Source organism: Paracoccus nototheniae (assembly GCF_004335005.1).
Lineage (GTDB): Bacteria > Pseudomonadota > Alphaproteobacteria > Rhodobacterales > Rhodobacteraceae > Paracoccus > Paracoccus nototheniae.
On the sequence record NZ_RQRT01000003.1, the window covers coordinates 121,769 to 137,805 of the forward strand.

The 16,037-nt window shown below is 64.6% G+C and carries 36 protein-coding genes and 1 tRNA gene; 17 read left to right on the forward strand and 20 right to left on the reverse strand.

Going from position 1 to position 16,037, the window contains the following annotated elements:
• Nucleotides 1–28: 28 nt before the first annotated feature.
• From EG885_RS02600 to EG885_RS02685, 19 genes are all read right to left on the reverse strand, one after another.
• A complete protein-coding gene (locus EG885_RS02600; protein ID WP_131572917.1) occupies nucleotides 29–1,729 on the reverse strand; it encodes a terminase large subunit in 1,701 nt (566 codons plus the stop codon).
• Nucleotides 1,726–2,184: a phage terminase small subunit P27 family gene (locus EG885_RS02605; protein WP_131572918.1), complete on the reverse strand. Its 459-nt coding sequence runs from the start codon at nucleotides 2,182–2,184 to the stop codon at nucleotides 1,726–1,728. The genes EG885_RS02600 and EG885_RS02605 overlap by 4 nt, the downstream gene beginning before the upstream one ends.
• 168 nt (nucleotides 2,185–2,352) lie before the next feature.
• Complete coding sequence (locus EG885_RS02610) at nucleotides 2,353–2,724, reverse strand: HNH endonuclease (RefSeq protein WP_131572919.1); 372 nt, start codon at nucleotides 2,722–2,724, stop codon at nucleotides 2,353–2,355.
• A 14-nt stretch (nucleotides 2,725–2,738) separates the two neighbouring features.
• Nucleotides 2,739–3,086: a hypothetical protein gene (locus EG885_RS02615; RefSeq protein ID WP_131572920.1), complete on the reverse strand. Its 348-nt coding sequence runs from the start codon at nucleotides 3,084–3,086 to the stop codon at nucleotides 2,739–2,741.
• Between the two features lie 273 nt (nucleotides 3,087–3,359).
• Nucleotides 3,360–3,512 (reverse strand): hypothetical protein, encoded by a 153-nt coding sequence (locus EG885_RS22610; protein ID WP_165571014.1) that lies wholly within the window; start codon nucleotides 3,510–3,512, stop codon nucleotides 3,360–3,362.
• Complete coding sequence (locus EG885_RS02620; protein WP_131572921.1) at nucleotides 3,509–3,712, reverse strand: hypothetical protein; 204 nt, start codon at nucleotides 3,710–3,712, stop codon at nucleotides 3,509–3,511. Before EG885_RS02620 ends, EG885_RS22610 begins: the two co-directional genes overlap by 4 nt.
• Nucleotides 3,709–4,377, reverse strand: a complete 669-nt coding sequence (locus EG885_RS02625; protein WP_131572922.1) for a hypothetical protein — start codon at nucleotides 4,375–4,377, stop codon at nucleotides 3,709–3,711. The genes EG885_RS02620 and EG885_RS02625 overlap by 4 nt, the downstream gene beginning before the upstream one ends.
• Entirely contained in the window at nucleotides 4,374–4,685 is a 312-nt protein-coding gene (locus EG885_RS02630) for a hypothetical protein (protein WP_131572923.1), read from the reverse strand. Before EG885_RS02630 ends, EG885_RS02625 begins: the two co-directional genes overlap by 4 nt.
• On the reverse strand, nucleotides 4,682–5,086 hold the full coding sequence (locus tag EG885_RS02635; RefSeq protein WP_131572924.1) for a hypothetical protein: 405 nt from the start codon (nucleotides 5,084–5,086) through the stop codon (nucleotides 4,682–4,684). The genes EG885_RS02630 and EG885_RS02635 overlap by 4 nt, the downstream gene beginning before the upstream one ends.
• Entirely contained in the window at nucleotides 5,083–5,793 is a 711-nt protein-coding gene (locus EG885_RS02640; RefSeq protein ID WP_131572925.1) for a hypothetical protein, read from the reverse strand. Before EG885_RS02640 ends, EG885_RS02635 begins: the two co-directional genes overlap by 4 nt.
• Nucleotides 5,790–6,032 (reverse strand): hypothetical protein, encoded by a 243-nt coding sequence (locus EG885_RS02645; protein ID WP_131572926.1) that lies wholly within the window; start codon nucleotides 6,030–6,032, stop codon nucleotides 5,790–5,792. Before EG885_RS02645 ends, EG885_RS02640 begins: the two co-directional genes overlap by 4 nt.
• Nucleotides 6,032–6,925 (reverse strand): helix-turn-helix domain-containing protein, encoded by an 894-nt coding sequence (locus tag EG885_RS02650; protein WP_131572927.1) that lies wholly within the window; start codon nucleotides 6,923–6,925, stop codon nucleotides 6,032–6,034. Before EG885_RS02650 ends, EG885_RS02645 begins: the two co-directional genes overlap by 1 nt.
• Entirely contained in the window at nucleotides 6,922–7,155 is a 234-nt protein-coding gene (locus EG885_RS02655; RefSeq protein ID WP_131572928.1) for a hypothetical protein, read from the reverse strand. The genes EG885_RS02650 and EG885_RS02655 overlap by 4 nt, the downstream gene beginning before the upstream one ends.
• Nucleotides 7,152–7,454 (reverse strand): hypothetical protein, encoded by a 303-nt coding sequence (locus tag EG885_RS02660; protein ID WP_131572929.1) that lies wholly within the window; start codon nucleotides 7,452–7,454, stop codon nucleotides 7,152–7,154. The genes EG885_RS02655 and EG885_RS02660 overlap by 4 nt, the downstream gene beginning before the upstream one ends.
• Nucleotides 7,451–7,753, reverse strand: a complete 303-nt coding sequence (locus EG885_RS02665; RefSeq protein WP_131572930.1) for a hypothetical protein — start codon at nucleotides 7,751–7,753, stop codon at nucleotides 7,451–7,453. Before EG885_RS02665 ends, EG885_RS02660 begins: the two co-directional genes overlap by 4 nt.
• Nucleotides 7,750–8,571, reverse strand: coding sequence for a ParB N-terminal domain-containing protein (locus EG885_RS02670; RefSeq protein ID WP_131572931.1), 822 nt, complete (start codon nucleotides 8,569–8,571; stop codon nucleotides 7,750–7,752). Before EG885_RS02670 ends, EG885_RS02665 begins: the two co-directional genes overlap by 4 nt.
• Nucleotides 8,572–8,574: 3 nt before the next feature.
• The gene (locus EG885_RS02675) at nucleotides 8,575–8,784 is read right to left on the reverse strand and encodes a helix-turn-helix domain-containing protein (protein ID WP_131572932.1); all 210 of its coding nucleotides are present in this window, start codon (nucleotides 8,782–8,784) and stop codon (nucleotides 8,575–8,577) included.
• Nucleotides 8,781–9,203, reverse strand: a complete 423-nt coding sequence (locus EG885_RS02680) for a hypothetical protein (protein WP_131572933.1) — start codon at nucleotides 9,201–9,203, stop codon at nucleotides 8,781–8,783. Before EG885_RS02680 ends, EG885_RS02675 begins: the two co-directional genes overlap by 4 nt.
• Nucleotides 9,204–9,370: 167 nt before the next feature.
• Nucleotides 9,371–9,607 (reverse strand): hypothetical protein, encoded by a 237-nt coding sequence (locus tag EG885_RS02685; protein WP_131572934.1) that lies wholly within the window; start codon nucleotides 9,605–9,607, stop codon nucleotides 9,371–9,373.
• A 46-nt stretch (nucleotides 9,608–9,653) separates the two neighbouring features.
• On the opposite strand from EG885_RS02685, the gene EG885_RS02690 reads away from it, so the two are divergent.
• The 17 genes from EG885_RS02690 to EG885_RS02755 all read left to right on the forward strand — a co-directional run bounded on the left by EG885_RS02690 (nucleotide 9,654) and on the right by EG885_RS02755 (nucleotide 15,931).
• Nucleotides 9,654–10,031 (forward strand): helix-turn-helix domain-containing protein, encoded by a 378-nt coding sequence (locus EG885_RS02690; RefSeq protein ID WP_242679469.1) that lies wholly within the window; start codon nucleotides 9,654–9,656, stop codon nucleotides 10,029–10,031.
• Between the two features lie 191 nt (nucleotides 10,032–10,222).
• Entirely contained in the window at nucleotides 10,223–10,582 is a 360-nt protein-coding gene (locus EG885_RS02695) for a hypothetical protein (protein ID WP_131572935.1), read from the forward strand.
• A 546-nt stretch (nucleotides 10,583–11,128) separates the two neighbouring features.
• Nucleotides 11,129–11,365, forward strand: a complete 237-nt coding sequence (locus EG885_RS02700) for a hypothetical protein (protein WP_131572936.1) — start codon at nucleotides 11,129–11,131, stop codon at nucleotides 11,363–11,365.
• Between the two features lie 86 nt (nucleotides 11,366–11,451).
• On the forward strand, nucleotides 11,452–11,595 hold the full coding sequence (locus EG885_RS22615) for a hypothetical protein (RefSeq protein WP_165571015.1): 144 nt from the start codon (nucleotides 11,452–11,454) through the stop codon (nucleotides 11,593–11,595).
• Nucleotides 11,592–11,768: a hypothetical protein gene (locus EG885_RS22620; RefSeq protein WP_165571016.1), complete on the forward strand. Its 177-nt coding sequence runs from the start codon at nucleotides 11,592–11,594 to the stop codon at nucleotides 11,766–11,768. The genes EG885_RS22615 and EG885_RS22620 overlap by 4 nt, the downstream gene beginning before the upstream one ends.
• 123 nt (nucleotides 11,769–11,891) lie before the next feature.
• Nucleotides 11,892–12,185 carry a hypothetical protein gene (locus EG885_RS02705; RefSeq protein WP_131572937.1) on the forward strand — a complete coding sequence of 98 codons (294 nt, stop codon included), beginning with the start codon at nucleotides 11,892–11,894 and terminating at the stop codon, nucleotides 12,183–12,185.
• Entirely contained in the window at nucleotides 12,182–12,496 is a 315-nt protein-coding gene (locus EG885_RS02710; RefSeq protein ID WP_131572938.1) for a hypothetical protein, read from the forward strand. Before EG885_RS02705 ends, EG885_RS02710 begins: the two co-directional genes overlap by 4 nt.
• Nucleotides 12,493–12,792 carry a hypothetical protein gene (locus EG885_RS02715; RefSeq protein ID WP_131572939.1) on the forward strand — a complete coding sequence of 100 codons (300 nt, stop codon included), beginning with the start codon at nucleotides 12,493–12,495 and terminating at the stop codon, nucleotides 12,790–12,792. Before EG885_RS02710 ends, EG885_RS02715 begins: the two co-directional genes overlap by 4 nt.
• Complete coding sequence (locus EG885_RS02720) at nucleotides 12,789–13,412, forward strand: hypothetical protein (RefSeq protein ID WP_131572940.1); 624 nt, start codon at nucleotides 12,789–12,791, stop codon at nucleotides 13,410–13,412. The genes EG885_RS02715 and EG885_RS02720 overlap by 4 nt, the downstream gene beginning before the upstream one ends.
• On the forward strand, nucleotides 13,409–13,600 hold the full coding sequence (locus tag EG885_RS02725) for a hypothetical protein (protein ID WP_131572941.1): 192 nt from the start codon (nucleotides 13,409–13,411) through the stop codon (nucleotides 13,598–13,600). The genes EG885_RS02720 and EG885_RS02725 overlap by 4 nt, the downstream gene beginning before the upstream one ends.
• Nucleotides 13,597–13,845 carry a hypothetical protein gene (locus EG885_RS02730; protein ID WP_131572942.1) on the forward strand — a complete coding sequence of 83 codons (249 nt, stop codon included), beginning with the start codon at nucleotides 13,597–13,599 and terminating at the stop codon, nucleotides 13,843–13,845. Before EG885_RS02725 ends, EG885_RS02730 begins: the two co-directional genes overlap by 4 nt.
• Entirely contained in the window at nucleotides 13,842–14,546 is a 705-nt protein-coding gene (locus tag EG885_RS02735; RefSeq protein ID WP_131572943.1) for a hypothetical protein, read from the forward strand. The genes EG885_RS02730 and EG885_RS02735 overlap by 4 nt, the downstream gene beginning before the upstream one ends.
• Complete coding sequence (locus tag EG885_RS22625; RefSeq protein WP_165571017.1) at nucleotides 14,546–14,692, forward strand: hypothetical protein; 147 nt, start codon at nucleotides 14,546–14,548, stop codon at nucleotides 14,690–14,692. Before EG885_RS02735 ends, EG885_RS22625 begins: the two co-directional genes overlap by 1 nt.
• Before the next feature lie 28 nt (nucleotides 14,693–14,720).
• Nucleotides 14,721–14,996 carry a hypothetical protein gene (locus EG885_RS02740; RefSeq protein ID WP_131572944.1) on the forward strand — a complete coding sequence of 92 codons (276 nt, stop codon included), beginning with the start codon at nucleotides 14,721–14,723 and terminating at the stop codon, nucleotides 14,994–14,996.
• 4 nt (nucleotides 14,997–15,000) lie between these two features.
• The gene (locus tag EG885_RS02745) at nucleotides 15,001–15,252 is read left to right on the forward strand and encodes a DUF2312 domain-containing protein (protein WP_131572945.1); all 252 of its coding nucleotides are present in this window, start codon (nucleotides 15,001–15,003) and stop codon (nucleotides 15,250–15,252) included.
• Nucleotides 15,252–15,677, forward strand: coding sequence for a hypothetical protein (locus EG885_RS02750; protein ID WP_131572946.1), 426 nt, complete (start codon nucleotides 15,252–15,254; stop codon nucleotides 15,675–15,677). The genes EG885_RS02745 and EG885_RS02750 overlap by 1 nt, the downstream gene beginning before the upstream one ends.
• Complete coding sequence (locus EG885_RS02755; protein ID WP_131572947.1) at nucleotides 15,674–15,931, forward strand: helix-turn-helix transcriptional regulator; 258 nt, start codon at nucleotides 15,674–15,676, stop codon at nucleotides 15,929–15,931. The genes EG885_RS02750 and EG885_RS02755 overlap by 4 nt, the downstream gene beginning before the upstream one ends.
• On the opposite strand, the gene EG885_RS02760 is transcribed toward EG885_RS02755, so the two are convergent.
• Nucleotides 15,910–15,994 (reverse strand) — tRNA-Leu (locus EG885_RS02760). The genes EG885_RS02755 and EG885_RS02760 overlap by 22 nt on opposite strands.
• Between the last annotated feature and the right edge of the window lie 43 nt (nucleotides 15,995–16,037).

Consider the following 16,037-nt stretch of genomic DNA (forward strand, 5'->3'; position numbering starts at 1 on the left):
GCAGCGTCAGGCTTTCTGCCGAAAAGTCTCATTGAGCCACCAGTGTAAAGTCGGGGTCATCCCAGGGCGACACCACCTCTTCGGTGACCTCGTCCAGGAGCCAGCGCCCGAGTGCCATCATGCAGGCCACCGGCCCGTCGATCTTGTTCTCGCCCCGCTCTTTCGTGGGGCTGTGGATGTCGCCGGTCCGCGTCCTGTTCACGACGTTGCCCAGCATCCAGGCGAACGGGTCTTGGGCGCCCTTGGCCACGCCATGGAACAGCTTGCCGCTGGCCACCAGCGCGTCGAGCTTGCGCATCGGCTCGTTCATGAGCGTCGGGCGGTTGGCAAAATCGAGGCAGGCAACGCCCTGTTCCATCAGCTCGACCGCCATCTGGCGCGAGTGCAGCGGGTCGAAGGCCACCTCGCGCACCTTGAAGCGCGCGCAGAACTCCAGAATGTCGTCGCGGATCTCGCGATCGTCGGTCACGGCGCCGTCGGTTTGGATCAGAAGGCCGAGGTCCCGCCACCGGCGGAAGTGCTCGTTCTCTGGCCGGTCGACCGTCTCTTCCGGCAGATAGTAGAAGCCGAACCGGGCATAGCCGTCCCGATGCCGGAACAGCAGCTCGACGGCGGTCAGGTCCGTCTTTTCAGCAAGGTCGATGCCGATGATGCACTCTTGCCCCTCGAAGCTGTCGAGGGTCAGCGTCTCGTCTCCGGTGTCCTGGTAGCGCAGGACGTTGAAATAGGCGTTCCTCGCCTGCACCCATACGTTCAGGTGCTTCGTCTTGAACGCGCCAGCCTTGCGCGGGCTGGTCATGGCGGCCATCTGCTGCGCCAGCAGGAATTCCTCGAAGACCGAGATCCCGAAATTCGGGTTGGCCTTCCGCACCACCTCCGGGTCGGTCCAGTCGTCGCCCTCGTCGATCCCGTAGATCAGCGCGAACAGGTCGTCGTCGCTGCGCGTGCCCTCAAGCGCGGCCTGCGCCTCCTGTTGCATCGCGTAGCAGGGCCCGGCAATGTTGTCGCCGGCGGTGGTGATGACCAGCATGAGCGGCTGCTCGCGCGCGCCCATCCCGGTTTCCATGGTGCTGTACAGCGCATCGGTCTGATGCTCGTGGTATTCGTCGACGATCGCGCAGGATGGCGATGCGCCGTCGCCCGGTGTCCCGATCACCGGCTCGAAGCGGCTGGCGTTGCCGAGGATGTGCAGGTTCTTCGCGTTCGCGCTGAGCCCGAAATAGGACAGAAGGGCGGGCGTCTTCTGCGCCATCAGCTTCGCCGGCCGGAAGACTTCCCACGCCTGTTTCTCTGTCGTGGCGCCCGAATAGACCTCCGCGCCGTGCTCTCCGTCCGCGCAGAGCATGTAAAGCCCGATCCCGGCGGCCAGAGCGGACTTGCCGTTCTTCCTCGGGACCAGCAGCAGGGCCTTGCGGTACCGCCGCAGGCCGCTTTTCTTCCTGATCCAGCCGAAGACGCACATGATCAGGAAGACCTGCCACGGCTCCAGCTTCAGTCTCTCGCCCTTGGCGGCCCATTTGCCCTTGGTGTGAGGCAGGGATTCGATGAACTTGCAGGCCCGGGCGCCCGTTTTCCCGTCGAATCGGTAGGCAAATCCGGCGTCAGACTGCCACGCCAGATCGTCCAGGTGACGCTGGCAGGCCAGCTTGATGTACTTCCCGGCGGGTATTGCGCCTGACACGACCTCCTGAGCATAGGCCTCAGCCGTCGCCGAATAGCTCGCCTTCATTCCGCGCTGTCCAGCGCCCCGAACGGGTTGGCCTCGGCGGGCTTGCCCGCGCTGACCTTCGATCGCGCCGCCGGCGTCAACCCAAACTCGGCCAGCAGCGATTGCGCGTGGCGCATGGCCTCGTTCCGCATCGAGACCTCAGGCCGCGCTTTCCACAGCCCGCCCTCTGCCTTGTAGGTCCGGCCCGCGTCCTCGACCACGCTGGTCAGGATCTCGACTTCCTCGAGCCGCGACGACAACAGCGCCAGCGTGTGCTGATCGTCAGGCGAGGCGATGCCCATGCCGACCAACGTGCCGCTGATCTGCGCGAACAGTTCCGCGCCGCGGGCCGACAGCCAGTCCGGCGCCGTTGCCTCACCCTGATTCGGCGGAGGCGCGGCGGCGTTCATGCGGCTCGGCTGCGCCGTGCCCGTCAGCTTCTTGAGGATGTCCGGCTTGCGCTTGCGTCCTGCCATTTTGCGCCCCCGGAAAAACCTCTCCAAATTGCACGAGTAAAACTTCAATTCCCCGTGCCGGTCCGGCTGAACCGACTTTCTAGACTCCGACCCTCCCCCCGGGGCCGGGCGGCCTCTGGAGGGGGTCAGGCTGGGGCATCGAGGGGCCGAGGGCAGGGCCGCAGCGGGTCAGGCTGCCGCCTTGCGCCGCGCGACCCACGCCAGCAGGTCGGGGCCGCTGAGGCGGGCCTCGGCGCGCTGCTTATCGACGTCGTGGTGCATCTTGCAGAGGCTGGTGAACGTGTTGTCCCAGAATAGAACCGGGTCACCTCGATGGGGCAGGTCGTGGTCGACCAGAACGGCGGCGGTCACCCGGCCATCAGCCAGGCAGTATTCGCAGAGCGGGTGCTTCTGCAGGTGGGTCAGGCTGAACCGATCCCACCGCGCGCTGTAGCCGCGCTCGCGGGCCGTGCCTCGCGCCTCTGGGATCTTCGGCTTGTGCTTGGGTGAGAACACCCGGGCCTGATGGGGCAGGCGGTGCTTACCCGGTGATGGTGGCATGCCTATGGATCAGCTTAACGGGTGCCGTCGATCACTGCCGACACGCGGGTGGGCCCGCTTACTGACGCGCGCTGCCACTCTGGGCTGTCAGGCGAATGCTCCATATAGACGTCGCGGCTGATGACGACTTCATCGAGCTTGATGGACGATCCGTTGCTCGACCACAGTTCCCACGTCACCTTGCCATCATCTTCAACGGCTTCGGTCTGGCCCGCAGGCCCCAAGCCCATAGCACCGCTTTCCTGCAGCGAGGCCATCAGCCCGAGCAATCGCTCAGCCTCGGCACAGCACGCTGCGAGGTTTGCCTTGAGCGACTCCAGATAGGACGAGTCGACCTCGAACGTGATCTTTCCGACGTCCATGCTGGGCTCTCCATGCAAAAGCCCCGCGCGGCTGAACCGGGCGGGGCTTGTCTGTGGTCGTATTTCTGCCCGCCCTAGATATCAAGGGGGCTAGATTTAGTCAACCGCCCGAGCCTGATGCACTGCATTTAGTTGCCATCATGTCGGAAGGCTTCTCGCAGCCGCAAACTGTTATCGTGCTCAGGTCGCCGCCCTTCATGCCGGTCATGTAAGGGCGGCTGATAACGCCCGCGCCGTGGCATTTCTGACAGAGCGGCTTTGCCTTTGTCATGGTCATATGCCCATCGCTCCATTGACGATTTCCTTAGCCCGCGCGACACAGCGCCTGGAATAGGCGGAGTCGTCGATTGGGCTGCCAGCCTGTATCTTTGCGAGCATGAACTGCGCGGCGATCTCGGCGATCATCTTTTGAACGTCAGACATCATGCCCCTCCTTGGGATGGCGCGGGGGTGGACAGGGCGGCGCGGAAATTGCCGAGCCACAGCATTGCGGCGGCTTCCTCGGCAGCGTTTAGGTCGATGCAGCCCAGGACATCAGCCTGACGGTCATCGCACCAGCGCAGCATAGCCACCCGCAGATCGGCGTCGGCGCGGCTGGCAGGCGGGGGCGTGATGGGGGCGGTCATTCTGTTCTCCAAGGATGCAAGGGGGGCATGGCGCCGGTCAGCACCACGCGGGAAAGGATGCCCAGGCCGACGAGCTCGGCGCGCAGCCACAGCAGGGCGCCATACCAGGCCAGATACTGGCGACGGGCCCGCGAAATCTGCATGGCGGTCGGGAAGACGTAGACGGGGCAATACAGGACCGGCTCTTTCATGATCCGGCCCTTGCGGCCCTTGCGCTCGGACGCTGGCCAGCCGCGCGACCCGAGGCGCGCCGAGTCCTCTGTCTTCGCCGTCCAGCCGTACCGGTTCTGCGTCACGTCGCCGGGGTGATAGCCGAGCGAGGCGTCCTTCATGTAATCCGGCGCGCCGCCGGCCCGCGCCAGCTCGGCCACCAGAACGGCCATCTCGCGCCCTCCATGCTCTGCCGGGATGGTGGCAACGGCAGAGGCGATGATCTCGGCATCCCATGCAGGATCGCTGGAACCGCCGCCGTCCACCTGACAGCCGACATGCCCGCGCTGCATCATCAGCCATACGCTGTCGACGTTCATGCGGGCGGCGCCCGATGTCTCGCCCATCTCGTCGAATTGCAGCCGCGCGCACTCGTCGCGGAAGGCCCACTCGAGAGCGCGCTGAATCGGCATCTCGCGGACAGGCATCTTTCGCGGCACAGGGCGGTGCATCATGCGGCGGCCTCCATGACGGATTTCATGCTGATCCGCTCGCGGGCGTTCACCAGATAGTCGATCGCCTCGGCAAGCTTCGGGTCGGCCCCTGCGCGCTCGCAGACAATGCCGAAGTCATCGCTGTCCAGATAGGCCGTGGCAGAGGCGATCTCGTGCTCCAGCGTCCCGATATAGACCTTGTCGCTGCCGAAATAGAGGATGCCCTGACCGCGTGCAGCGGCCTGTATCTTGCGGCGATGATAGGACAGCGCCTGCAGCGCAACCGATGCCCAAAGCCTGCGGCAGATCGTTGCGTCTAGATTCGTCATTGGTCCTGTCCCTTGTTCTCGTTCGTCTCGGCCGCAATCGTCATCTCGACGATCACAGCGCCGTCCTTGCAGCGATCGCCCCTCACGGGCTCCTGGACCTTGAACCGCCGGTCATTGACCCGCAGCACGGCAGCCAGAGCGTCCAGCGCGCCCTTCTGGGCCGTGATCAGGTTGTCATCGTCCGGATACTGGACCCCAGCGGGCGGGCAGCAGGTCAGCACCACGCGGATGTCGCCCTCTTCGGGCAGCTGCAGCTTGTGCCAGCCAGCCTCGCGGCCCAGCGTGTCGGCGACAAACTTCTGGTATTTGACCAGCCGGTGCCGGGTGCGCCAATGCGTCCGGGCGTTCATCGACAGACGCGAGGTCTTCGTCCACGGCAGGGTGATGCGCCCGATGATCATAGGAGCATCCCTTGACGTCCGTCGATGCGGTCCAGCCAGCGAAAGCCCGGATCGCCTTTGCCGTTTCCGCGGGGATCGCGACGATCCCAAACGAACCAGGCGTTGCGCTGGGGAGGGCTTCCCTCTCCGGTAAAATCAAGCTTCCACCGCATCAGGTAAGACCAGCTGAAAGGGCTTTCATCTAGAAGGGCCCCGAGGCCGTTTGCCCGGGCCGCTGGCCAATCCCAAGACAGCAGCAACGCGAGATAGTCCCAGCCCGGCATTGCGAGCGTGTGGCGCAACCATCGCCCGTGCCCGTCCCGAGCGTTGATCTCGCTGAACGGCGGGTTGGTGATGATCGCGCCACCTTTGCTCGTCTCGCAGCTGTAGAAATCAGCAGTCCAGCTATCCGGACACCCACGGTCGATCAGATCAGACGCACGGCATGGCATCCCCATTGCCCGGATCTCGCGGACGAGGGCGCCATCGCCGCATGCAGGCTCCCAGACCGTCTCGGACTGGCGGATGCGGGCGCCGTCGGCAGCGAACAGCGCGCGGATCGCCTCGGGCTGCGCTGTCGGATAGAAATCTTCGGCACGACGCACGGCCTCGCGCTGGGGGCGCGGCGAAAGGGGCGCATCCGACAGCAGCGGCACTGTCGTGATCTGAGCGCGGTTCGCCTGACCGCTGATGGCGCGAAACAGGGGCTTTGCGGAAACGGCCTTCATTCGGTGATCCTCGCGATAGCCCAGCGCAGGGCGCTGGCTTCGGCCTTGGCCTCCGGATCACGGCGCGCCTCGGCGTTCAGGGCGGCGGCCTCGATCTGGTCGAGCATCCAGTAACTGGCGATCCGGCTCGGACCGCGACCGGGCGAGCCCCTGCGGGTCACCTGGACGTGCTCGTGATCCAGCAGGCGGACGGTGATGTTGGCGAAGGTCGCCTCGAGGGGCGCTGGGGCTGCGGTCATCAGAACGATACCCCCACGCGGCGGAGCTGCTGCTCGGTCACCAGCCCCTTGGTGCGCATGTGCCGGGCCAAGGGCACGCTGATGGCTGAGGGCGGCACGAACCGGCCCTCGATGATCTTGGGCGCCCACAGCCCGGCCAGCGCGTCCAGGTCGGCAGGCGCACCGGTGGCGGCGGGGGATGGGGCTTGCCCTTCCCAGCACCGGTCACGCAGCCAGTTGGCCGGGGCCTTGGCGAAGCCGCGCTTCACCCGGTCGTCGTCGGCATAGGCGGCAGCCCGGCTGATGATCAGATCGAGGTCAGCGCCTTCCGGCAGCTTAGCCCATGCCCGGCGGGCTGCGGTTTCCTCGATCGGGTTTGGGTATGCCGCCCAGAAATCATCAAATCGATCCGAGCACACACCCTCGCGCGCCTCTGCGCGCCTTAGGGGTTCTCTTAAAGGTTCTCTTACAAGGTTAGTGTCCGGAATCCGGACACGGCTTTCGCCATTTTCCGGACACGGCTCGGGGGTTTTTCCGGACACGGCTCCATGTCCGATTTCCGGACACGGTTCGGCCTGATGTTCCTTTTCCGTTCCGTGTCCGATTTCCGGACACGGCTTTGCATCATCTTGCGTGAAGTCCGGCTCGAAGGCCAAGATGTAGCGTGTCGACATCTGGCGCTTGGTGCGGTCATTTTGGCGCGCTTCACGCCGGATCAGGCCGCGCTCTTCGAGGATACCGAGGTGTTCGTTGAGGGTCGAGCGCGAGATTTCAGCGTCGTCGGCGAGACGTTCCTGACTCGGGAAGCATCCGAAATCCGGGTTGTGCCGATCGGCCAGATGCCACAGCACGATCCTTGTGGTGGGCTTCAATCCGCGCTGGCGGATGGCCCAGCCGGTGCCTTCATGGCTCATTGCGGTGCCTCGTCTTGTTCTTGGCGCAGCCACCCGCGGGTGATGGCCGTGCGCTGATAGGTGATCAGGTTCCGCAGCTGGGCGATGCCGCCGGGGTCGCTGGCTTCATGGGCCTTGGCCTCGGCGGCCATGGCGCGCGCTGCTGCATCGACGTGTGATGTCGTGGTGCAGGCGCGGACGCGGGCCTTGAGGGCTTCGGTGGTGGCATAGGGCTCGCGCGGGGTGGTCACTGGATCACCCCGCGCAGGATCTTGCATTTGCGCTTGCCGGGCCGGTTCACGATCTGGCCGGGCACGAAAACGGTCACGAGGGCGATGTTGCCGCGCTCGAGCAGAACGTAGACGTCGCCCTTGCCCTCGACCTTGCAGCGATAGACCCGGCGGCCCTGCGCCGTCTTGCAGGCGAAGCGCACGACGTCGTCGGCGCCTTCCTGCAGGGCGGTGACGATCAGGCCCGCGAGGGCATCAGGGTCCACGAGGGCGCCCAGGCGCTCGCTGCAGCGCAGGCGGAAGTGATCGGTGACCCTCATGCATCCTCCCGGACCGGCTGGCGGTCAGGCAGGCTCTCGACCATCTCGATCAGCTGCAGCAGGGCGCGGGGTCGGCGGATACGGTAGCGGACAATCAGCGAGCAGTCGTTAGGGCCAATTATCCAGCAATCGTCATCAATGTCGTCAGACCAAAACTGCACTCTTTCCGGAGGAATTTCCGGCGCGCGCCTTTCAGCCCGTTCCCAAATGCACCACACCCAAGCGTCTAGGTAGGCGCGGCCCAGATTAGGGACGCTTTCGCCGTCATGCTCGATCCACGGGCCCCATTCGTCGCTCATGACACGGCCCTCCGGGCGGCTTTCATCAGGTCGACGAACGCCTCGCGTCGCGCCGCTGCGCGGGGTTGGCGATCGACCTTCGCGCGGCGGTCCGCGTCCTCGATGACGATCCACGGGCGCCGAGCGCGCAGCACGGCGGACAGCTCGTCAGGCGCGGCCTTGGTCGCGACGGCGGCAGCCAAGAAGGGCCTCAGCATGTCGGCGGAAAAGTTGGCGGCTGACTTTGGGTCGAACTCCAGCAAGGCGGCCAGCGCGTGGGTGACATGCTGCGCGCCGCTGCCGATCGTCAGCGTTCGGATCAGGTCGATCGTGAAGACCTGCCCGGGCTTGCGATTGCAGCTCGAGGCGTTCGACGTCATCATCCGGCAGCCCGCAGCCTCGACCGCGCGGCGGCATCGAAGCGCCCATTCCTCGCCAGCCTCGAGCGCAGCCCGATAGACGTTCTGCGACCGGACGGCGATCTGGCGGGTGTTGATGTCGATGAAGGCGGCGGCCTGCTCGCGCTCGGGAACGATAGTCACCATCGCCGGGATGCGATCGAGGCCGCATAGGGCGGCAGCGTGGGCGCGGTGCTGACCGTCGATCAGAGCATAGCGCCCGCCATCGGCCTCGGCGACGACAACGGGTGAGAACCGCGACCAGCGGAATTCGGCAGCCATGCGCTTGATCGCGGACCAGTTGGCAGGACCAAGAGGCCGTTGGTACCGATCGTCGATGACAAGGCTGGATATCTCGACCCACAGCAGGCGAGGGGGCGGCTGGACGGTCATCTCGGCAGGCGGCAGGCCCGAGACGTCAATGCGCCGGAAGTGCTCCATGCGTCACTCTCCCCAATACGACTGAATGACCCGCTCGCGCGGCTCGCCGCTTTCGGCGATGTCCGCGTTCTTGACGGTGCTGGTGATCTGGTTGACCCGGCTGCGGCTGATGCCCAGCTGGCTCGCGATCTTGTCGAACGGGACCTTTGCGGCGCGCAGCCGGACGGCGCCAAGCTCCAGCCGATCGCGGCGGCGCTCTTTCTCGGGGGTCATTCCTGATCTCCGGACGCAAGCAGACCGGCAATGCGCCGCTTGACGGAGATTGCGTCTTCGACTTCCTTGCGGGCCTCGGCCAGCGATCCCGTGCCAGCGGCGAATTTCAGAAGGGCGGTGAAGGCCTCGCCGCTTTCCTTGCTGGCGATGGCAAGCAGCGACATCAGCTCGTCGTTCGCTTCCGCCTCGGGATCGCAGCGTCGCAGCCAGCGCCGAACGCACCGGTCGCCTGCGGCATCCTCGAGTGCCATGATCTCGAGCAGCGGCCAGCCCAGCTGTCCGGACTGACGCTTCGAGATGCTTCCCTTCGAAATATCGTGGCCGAGGCGCGCGCCGATGACGGCGGCGGCAGCGTCGAAGCCCCCGACCTTGTCGATCAGGCTGGCCATGAAGGCTTGGATCATCGCTTTTTCAGACATCTGATTTTCCTCCGGAAACCGCGTTTCCTTTTCCGGCCGCCGAACCCGTGCGATCAGAGCCTGGGTGTGGCTGATGGTGTAAAAAGTGGAGTGTTTGGTGTGGCATCAGTTTCACCTGCGCCCGGTGCGGGCCGGGAATGGACAAACAGAAAAGGGCGCGGCCTGTGTTAGGCAGCGCCCGCGCTGGAGTTATCGATGCCTGCAAAGCTGAAGAGGCGCTCCGGGCACTGGATCCCGGACTCCGCGCAAAGAGCGCGGACCGCATAGAACCACCTTGCCGGGAAACGGTTTTCGCTCGCGGCATTGCTGACAGCGGTCAGGCCGACGCCGACCGCCGAAGCGATAGCCTGGCGCCCGACGACTTCGCAGATGGCCGATACTGTGGGTGGGGTGTGCTGATCCATAGGGAGGACCATAGTCCAGATAATCTGAACCGTAAAGGTTCAGATCGTGGGGCGTTCAATTATTCTGGACAATGCAGATAATCGCCACATGAACCTAGATCGTAAGACTCAGCTGGCGCGGGTGAATGACATGGGCCTCGCGGCCACTGCCATTCGTTTGCGCGCAGCCTTTCTCGCCAGTGGCCTTGCTCAGCAACAGGACCTAGCCAGAGCATCGGGCGTGTCAAAAACTGTTCTCAGCAATGCCATGTCAGGGGCCACATATCCCAATCGCGAGGTGATGAAGTATCTGTACCGCGCCCACAGAATCGACTTCAACTTTCTCATGAACGGCGATTTCGCTCAGCTGCCCGGCGACGTGCAGCAGCAGATTTTTGCTGCGCTCGAAGTCGCAACCAGTGAATGGGATCAAAAAGAAGGCTGAGGTCGAGCCCGAGACGAACTCCCAATCTCGCAACCAAGAACATAAGCCGACCCATCCACACCCCCTCCGGAAGAACACTTAGTGAACATAGGCGGCTGTTCGCCGATATGTCTACCGTTAGGTTCACCTCATGATATCGTGATCAACGGGGCCTTGCTCCCGAAAGAGAAACTGACGCGGAGGAAACGATTTTGAAACTTATTACATTGGCCATGGTGGCTGCGCTCGCAGGGTGCGGTGGAATCAACTATGCGATGGAGCATTACTCGGGTGTCGACGTGCAGCAATTCGCCTCAGGAGGCACCACATACCGGATCTTTGATAAGCCGGACGAGAACCGCCTGATGATCACCCCGACGCTCGGAAATGCCGCTGCTGCTGGCGCTATCCAAGGCGGCACTCTCGGCATCTCCGGAAGCCCGCTTGGCCCCCAGGGCGAATACCGGCTGGCATCTCAAGCTTTCCTCGACGCGCGTCGCCAAGGCTGCAAGGTCACCGACGGATCGAAGATCCTGCACCCGCAATACGAGTTCTTCTATGCCTGCGAGTGATGGTCGTGGCCCGCGCCGCCCGCAGTACAGGTCGGCGCGCTTACTTCTGACGATCGCGTCAGTTGCCGGGATCATTGCGATAGTCGGTGGCGTATTGATCTTGCTAGGTCAGTCCACGACCAGCGCAGGGCTGATGCCGTTAGCGCTCGGGTCTGGGCTATTGCTGAACGGTTTCGTTGTCGTTGCCGGTGCGCAGATGGGCTCCGCGGCGCTCGATACCGCAGTCTCGACCAGAGAAACTGCCGATGCCGTCAGAGCCCTTCTATCGGAGAGGGGCGAGGCCGCAGGGGTAAAGCCGGACGTTGGCCAGCCGTCAGGCCTGAGGGCGACAAGGTGATCTGACCGAAGCGCCTCGGCGAAGCCGTTTATGGATGAAAGGCCCGCCCACCGGCGGGCTTTTCTATTGTCGGTCGGTCGCGGACCTTGGCCGCCAACACCCGATAAGAGGTGCTGTCCATCTTTTCTGAACTAAGATGTTGACCGTCCATTTTATCTGAACTAATGTCCTCCTAGCCGGGTCCGATGCCTGGCCAGATGGAGGCCAGCATGACAATCCGCCACGAGGAATATGAAGCCAACATGCGCAGGCGGGCGGCCAGCGATATGCCGTCGCAAGTCCGCCCACTGAACCCGATCACTGTTCTGCTGATCGGGGTGGCGTTCGGGCTGCTCTTCTGGATCGCTCTTTTCTCCGGAATCGCCCGCGCCAATGCTCGCCCCGCGGCTTGCGCCGATCTGGTCGCAGCCGAGTGCATGGCGCTGCATCAGGAGGCCCGCCGGTGAGATACAGGGCGCACGGTCTTGATGATCCATACGACGTCACGCCATCGCGGGGCGAAGTCTTGTGGTGCGGGCTGGGGATGGTCTGCATGCTGATCGTCACCCTTGTTTTTCTGGTCCGCGATGTGCGGCTGGACAGGATCGAGGCCGAGCAGCTCGCGCGCTGGCCCGTCCAGTGCCAGGGCCTGTCCTTCCCCGAGTGCGCCGCGATCTTCCACGAGCCCCAGCCATGACCGCGCCGGACCGCAACGCAGCGGATCGCGCCATGCTGGCCGATTTCATCCATCACCCCGCGCAGGACTGCGATGCGGCGGCACGGCGCCTTGCGGCATCGGCCAACCCCCGCGATCGCGAAATGGCGGCGGAATGGAATGCCCTGCGCAGTGTCACCTGCGTCCGGCTTTGAGTTCCGGCGGATCCTCCCCCGCCGGTTGCCCGGGCGTGCTGTCCTGCCGCCCCGACTAGCCCGCGCCATCCATTCGACCCGTTGGCGCGGGCACCTTCCTTTCACCCCTGAGCGAGGTTGATCATGCAGATCCCGACCTTCCCGAAGCACCCGATCGATGTGCCGGTCTCGACCGACGAATGGTACGACGTCGACCCGCTGACCCACCGCGCAAAGCTGGTCACCTTCGACGCATATAATCGTGCGGTCCGTCAGGCGCGCGACACCGGGATCGTCATTGGCATCTGGGCGGGGGTTATCCTCTTCAGCCTCGGGCTTGTGGCGCGCGAGCTGCTGTTCATCTTCTGGCCGGCGGCCTGCGACGGCATCGACGGCTCGGTCGCCTGCGTCTCGAATATCGTGGGGGGCTGGCTGTGAACGATATGCTGTCCGTCCTCAAGCCGCTGGCGAATGCCGCATGGAATGCCGTCAGCGCCGCCAAGCAGGCGGATGACCCGCGCAGCGGCAGGATCAAGGAACTGGCCTTTGCCGCCGATGCCTTGCTGCTGGATCAGCCCGCGCCGCGCGACACCCTCGCATGGGCAGAGCGCGCGGCGCATGACGCCCGCGTTGCCCGCGCCGTCGCCATCCTCGAGGCAGCCGAGCGCGAAGACAAGAACGGCTCGCCGAACAGCGTCAGCTATGTCGCCGCTGCCGCCCTCGATGCGCTGAAAGGGCCGAGCACATGACCCCGCGCCGCATGGCCGTCGCGGCCCTCATTCACCACGAATGCAGCATCCGGGGCTGGGACCGCACCTCTGGCGAAGTCGCCCTGGCGCTGTGCGAGCATTACCCCAGCGCGCGCGAATGGTCTGTGACCGCCCGGCACGTCGCCGGGGTGGCCCGGGAAAAGGGCTGGTCAGCCCGCCTGCGCGGCGCCGCCACCGGCAAGAATGAGGGCGTCCCAGCGTCGGTGCGGCTCGATCAGGAACTCGCGGCCCTCGACGGCGGGCGCGGCTTCGATCCGCTGGAGTTTGCAGCATGAAGACCTTCGCCGATTTCCAGCGGTATATCCGCGAGCACCGCATGACGATCGAGATGGACGACGGCGTTCATCGGTCGATCTTCTTCGGCAAGCCGGGCAGCAGCAACTGCCATTACCGGCTGGTGACTTATCCCGGCGGTCTGTTGATCGCGGGCGATTGCGGCTCCTACAGCTTCGAGCGCGCCCGAGACATGTTCGAGTTCTTCCGCGACCCGCACATGACGAATGCAATCAATCCGTCCTACTGGCACGAGAAAATGCAGGCCGAGTGCAAGCGAGGATCGCAGGAGTTCTCTGACGCGCGCTTTGAGGAGGCGGTCAGGGAAGAGATATCAAAGTGGGAGGTCACCCTCGGGTCCGCGGATAAGATCGTCCAAGAGGTCGAGGCCGAGGTGCTGTGCGAACCCAGCAGCCAGAACGATGCCATGCATCTGATCCACAACTTCGAATCCAGCGAAGGCCATTCCTTCGATGACTTCTATCCCAATTGCCTCGAGTGGTCTTGGTCCTTCCGTTGGAACCTCTTCGCCATCGTCTGGGGCATCAAGCAATACGACCTCGCGAAGCAAGGCCGCACTCAGGCCGATCATGACCGCCGGGTCTTGGCAGGTGCAGCATGACGCACGACGAGAAAAAGAAGGTCCAGGACCTGACCGAGCGCTTCACGGCCCGGGAACTGGCGGCGGCTTACATCAAGGCTTCGCGCCGCGCCAAGGATGCCGAGCGCAAACTGCAGAAGGCCCAGAAGGAAAACATCGACATGCGCATCAAGGGCTGGGCGCGCTCGATGGGCGGGCTAAGCCTATGAGCCGCCAGATGATCGAGAAGCGCAGCTCGGGCTATCTGCCGCCCAGCATCCAGACCAGCGATGCCCATTACATGACCGAGGCGGAGGTGCAGCGCGCCCGGCTCGATGCCGATGCGGTGAAGATCCTCGAGGGTTGCTTCCGCCGCACGCGCTGGACGGCTGCCGACCGTGACGCCATTGCCCAGCGGCTCGAGGTGATCGTCACCCGCGAGCTGCGGCCCTTAGGCAAGGGGCGCAGGTCATGACGGCCCTCCGCATCCTGATCGCCTGCGAGACGTCCGGCGTCATGCGCCGTGCCTTTGCTGCGCGCGGTCACGACGTCTGGTCCTGCGACCTCCTGCCTGCCGAGGATGGCAGCAACCGCCATATCCGGGGCGACGTCCGCGATATCCTTGATGATGGCTGGGACCTGATGTCCGTCATGCATCCGCCCTGCACCCGCCTTTGCCGGTCGGGCCGTCGCTGGATGTCGGGGCCGGGCAAATGGACCGAGCCCAAGCAGCTGCCGAAAGGTCGCAGCTGGGCCGACATGCGCGCCGAGTTCGAACAGGGCGTCGATCTGTTCACGGCATGCTGGCGCGCGCCGATCGAGCGAGTGGCGATCGAGAACCCCGAGATGAACGACCTTGCCCGCGACCGGATGCCGGCGGACCTGCCCGCGCCTCATGTCGTGCAGCCGTTCTGGTTTGGCGAGCCCGCCTATAAGGCGACGGGCTTCTATTTGCGCGGCCTGCCGCAGCTCACCGCCACCGACCGGCTGCCCGAGCCTGTGCGCGGCAGCGACGAGTGGAAGGCATGGAGCGCGATCCACCGCGCGCCGCCGGGGCCGGACCGCTGGAAGATCCGCAGCCGGACTTTCCGGGGCGTGGCCGAGGCCTGCGCCGATCAGTGGGGCGGGCCTGCCGCCGCGACCGGCGCCGCTCAAGCCGCAGGCGGTGGCGCGTGATGGCCAAACGCAAGCCCCTCCACCCGCTGGACCCCAAGGGGCACCTCGATCCCGCCTGCCTGAGCCTGCGCGCCTTCACATGGCTAGCGGTCTGCTCGGGCCTTTATTTCCTGCCGACGCTGCTCGTCTTCGCAGGCCGGGGGTGATCGCATCATGACGAAGGGAAGCACGGCCATGGCCATCAAGATTGAAGACGTGCGCGAGGCGCTAGTCGCCGGTGACCGCATCATGATTACCCAGATCGCCGAGCCAGAAAGCAAGCGCGGGATCTATTACACCCTGCTGCGCTCGGGCCGGTCCGTTCCGAAGCGGATCTATGAGGCGCTGAAGGATGACCTGGTGTCTGTCGAGCCGGGCCTCTTTGACGGCTCCCCCCCCCCAGATGCTGGCCCTGTCTTCCAGTGCCCAATGACAGTTTCCGTCGCCGCTGCGACGAACCGAGAAGGATGACGCAATGAGCGACGATCAAGCCTATGGGGTTGCAGCCGACGAGCTGCGCCAGTTCATCGAGCAATTCGAGCAACTGGAGGCGGAAAAGAAGGACATCGCCGAGCGCCAGAAAGAGGTGATGGCCGAGGCCAAGGCGCGCGGATACGACACCAAAGTCATGAAGCAGATCATCGCCCTGCGCCGCCGCGACAAGGACGATATCGCCGAGGAAGAATCGATCCTCGACATGTACAAAGCCGCCCTGGGGATGGTGTGATGCCTCGCCCTATCCCGCGGTTCATCCGTCGCCTGACGGAAGCCCCGATTAAGGGTAAGGGCGACTGGATCAGGCGCAGCCGGCGCGCCCGTGACCTGCTGATCGAGCGGCACGGCTGCCGCCCCATCGATTTCTACGAGATCAGCCAGGATCACGACCCTTCATTGAGCATGAGCAGCCTCTACCCGCGCAGTTTCGCGCGGCGTTTCAGGGGCAAGCGCATGGACTGGGTCGGGCGAGTGCCGCCCGGCTTTGTCGTGCACAACCCCGGATGCGATTATTGGGGGGAAGCGGGCGACGACAGCGATCCGGTCCTGTTGCTGGCTGACTACGAGTTCTGGGCAGCATTCACCGACGAAGATTGGCGGCGGATGAATGCAGGTGATGACGTCTTGGCAAAAGCCGCAAAGGACACCCCCGAATGAACGCGCAAACCCCCATCTTCATCCGCCCCGCGCAGGTCCAGTCTCACTATGGCATCCACCGCGCCACGCTCTATCGGTGGGCGGCGGCCGGGCACGTCCGAATCCACAAGCGCGGCGCCGCCAGCTTCGTGAACGTCGCCGAGCTCAGCAATTTCATCACAGGCAGCCTGGGGGACCAGCTGGGGGACCAGAACGCCGCGCCGGACAATTCTGTAATGAAATCATCGGAGGATGGTGCGGGTAGAGGGACTTGAACCCCCACGCCTTGCGGCGCCAGAACCTAAATCTGGTGCGTCTGCCAATTTCGCCATACCCGCAGCGGTCCGGTCATTAGCAAATGCCGGATGCGGGGGCCATGGG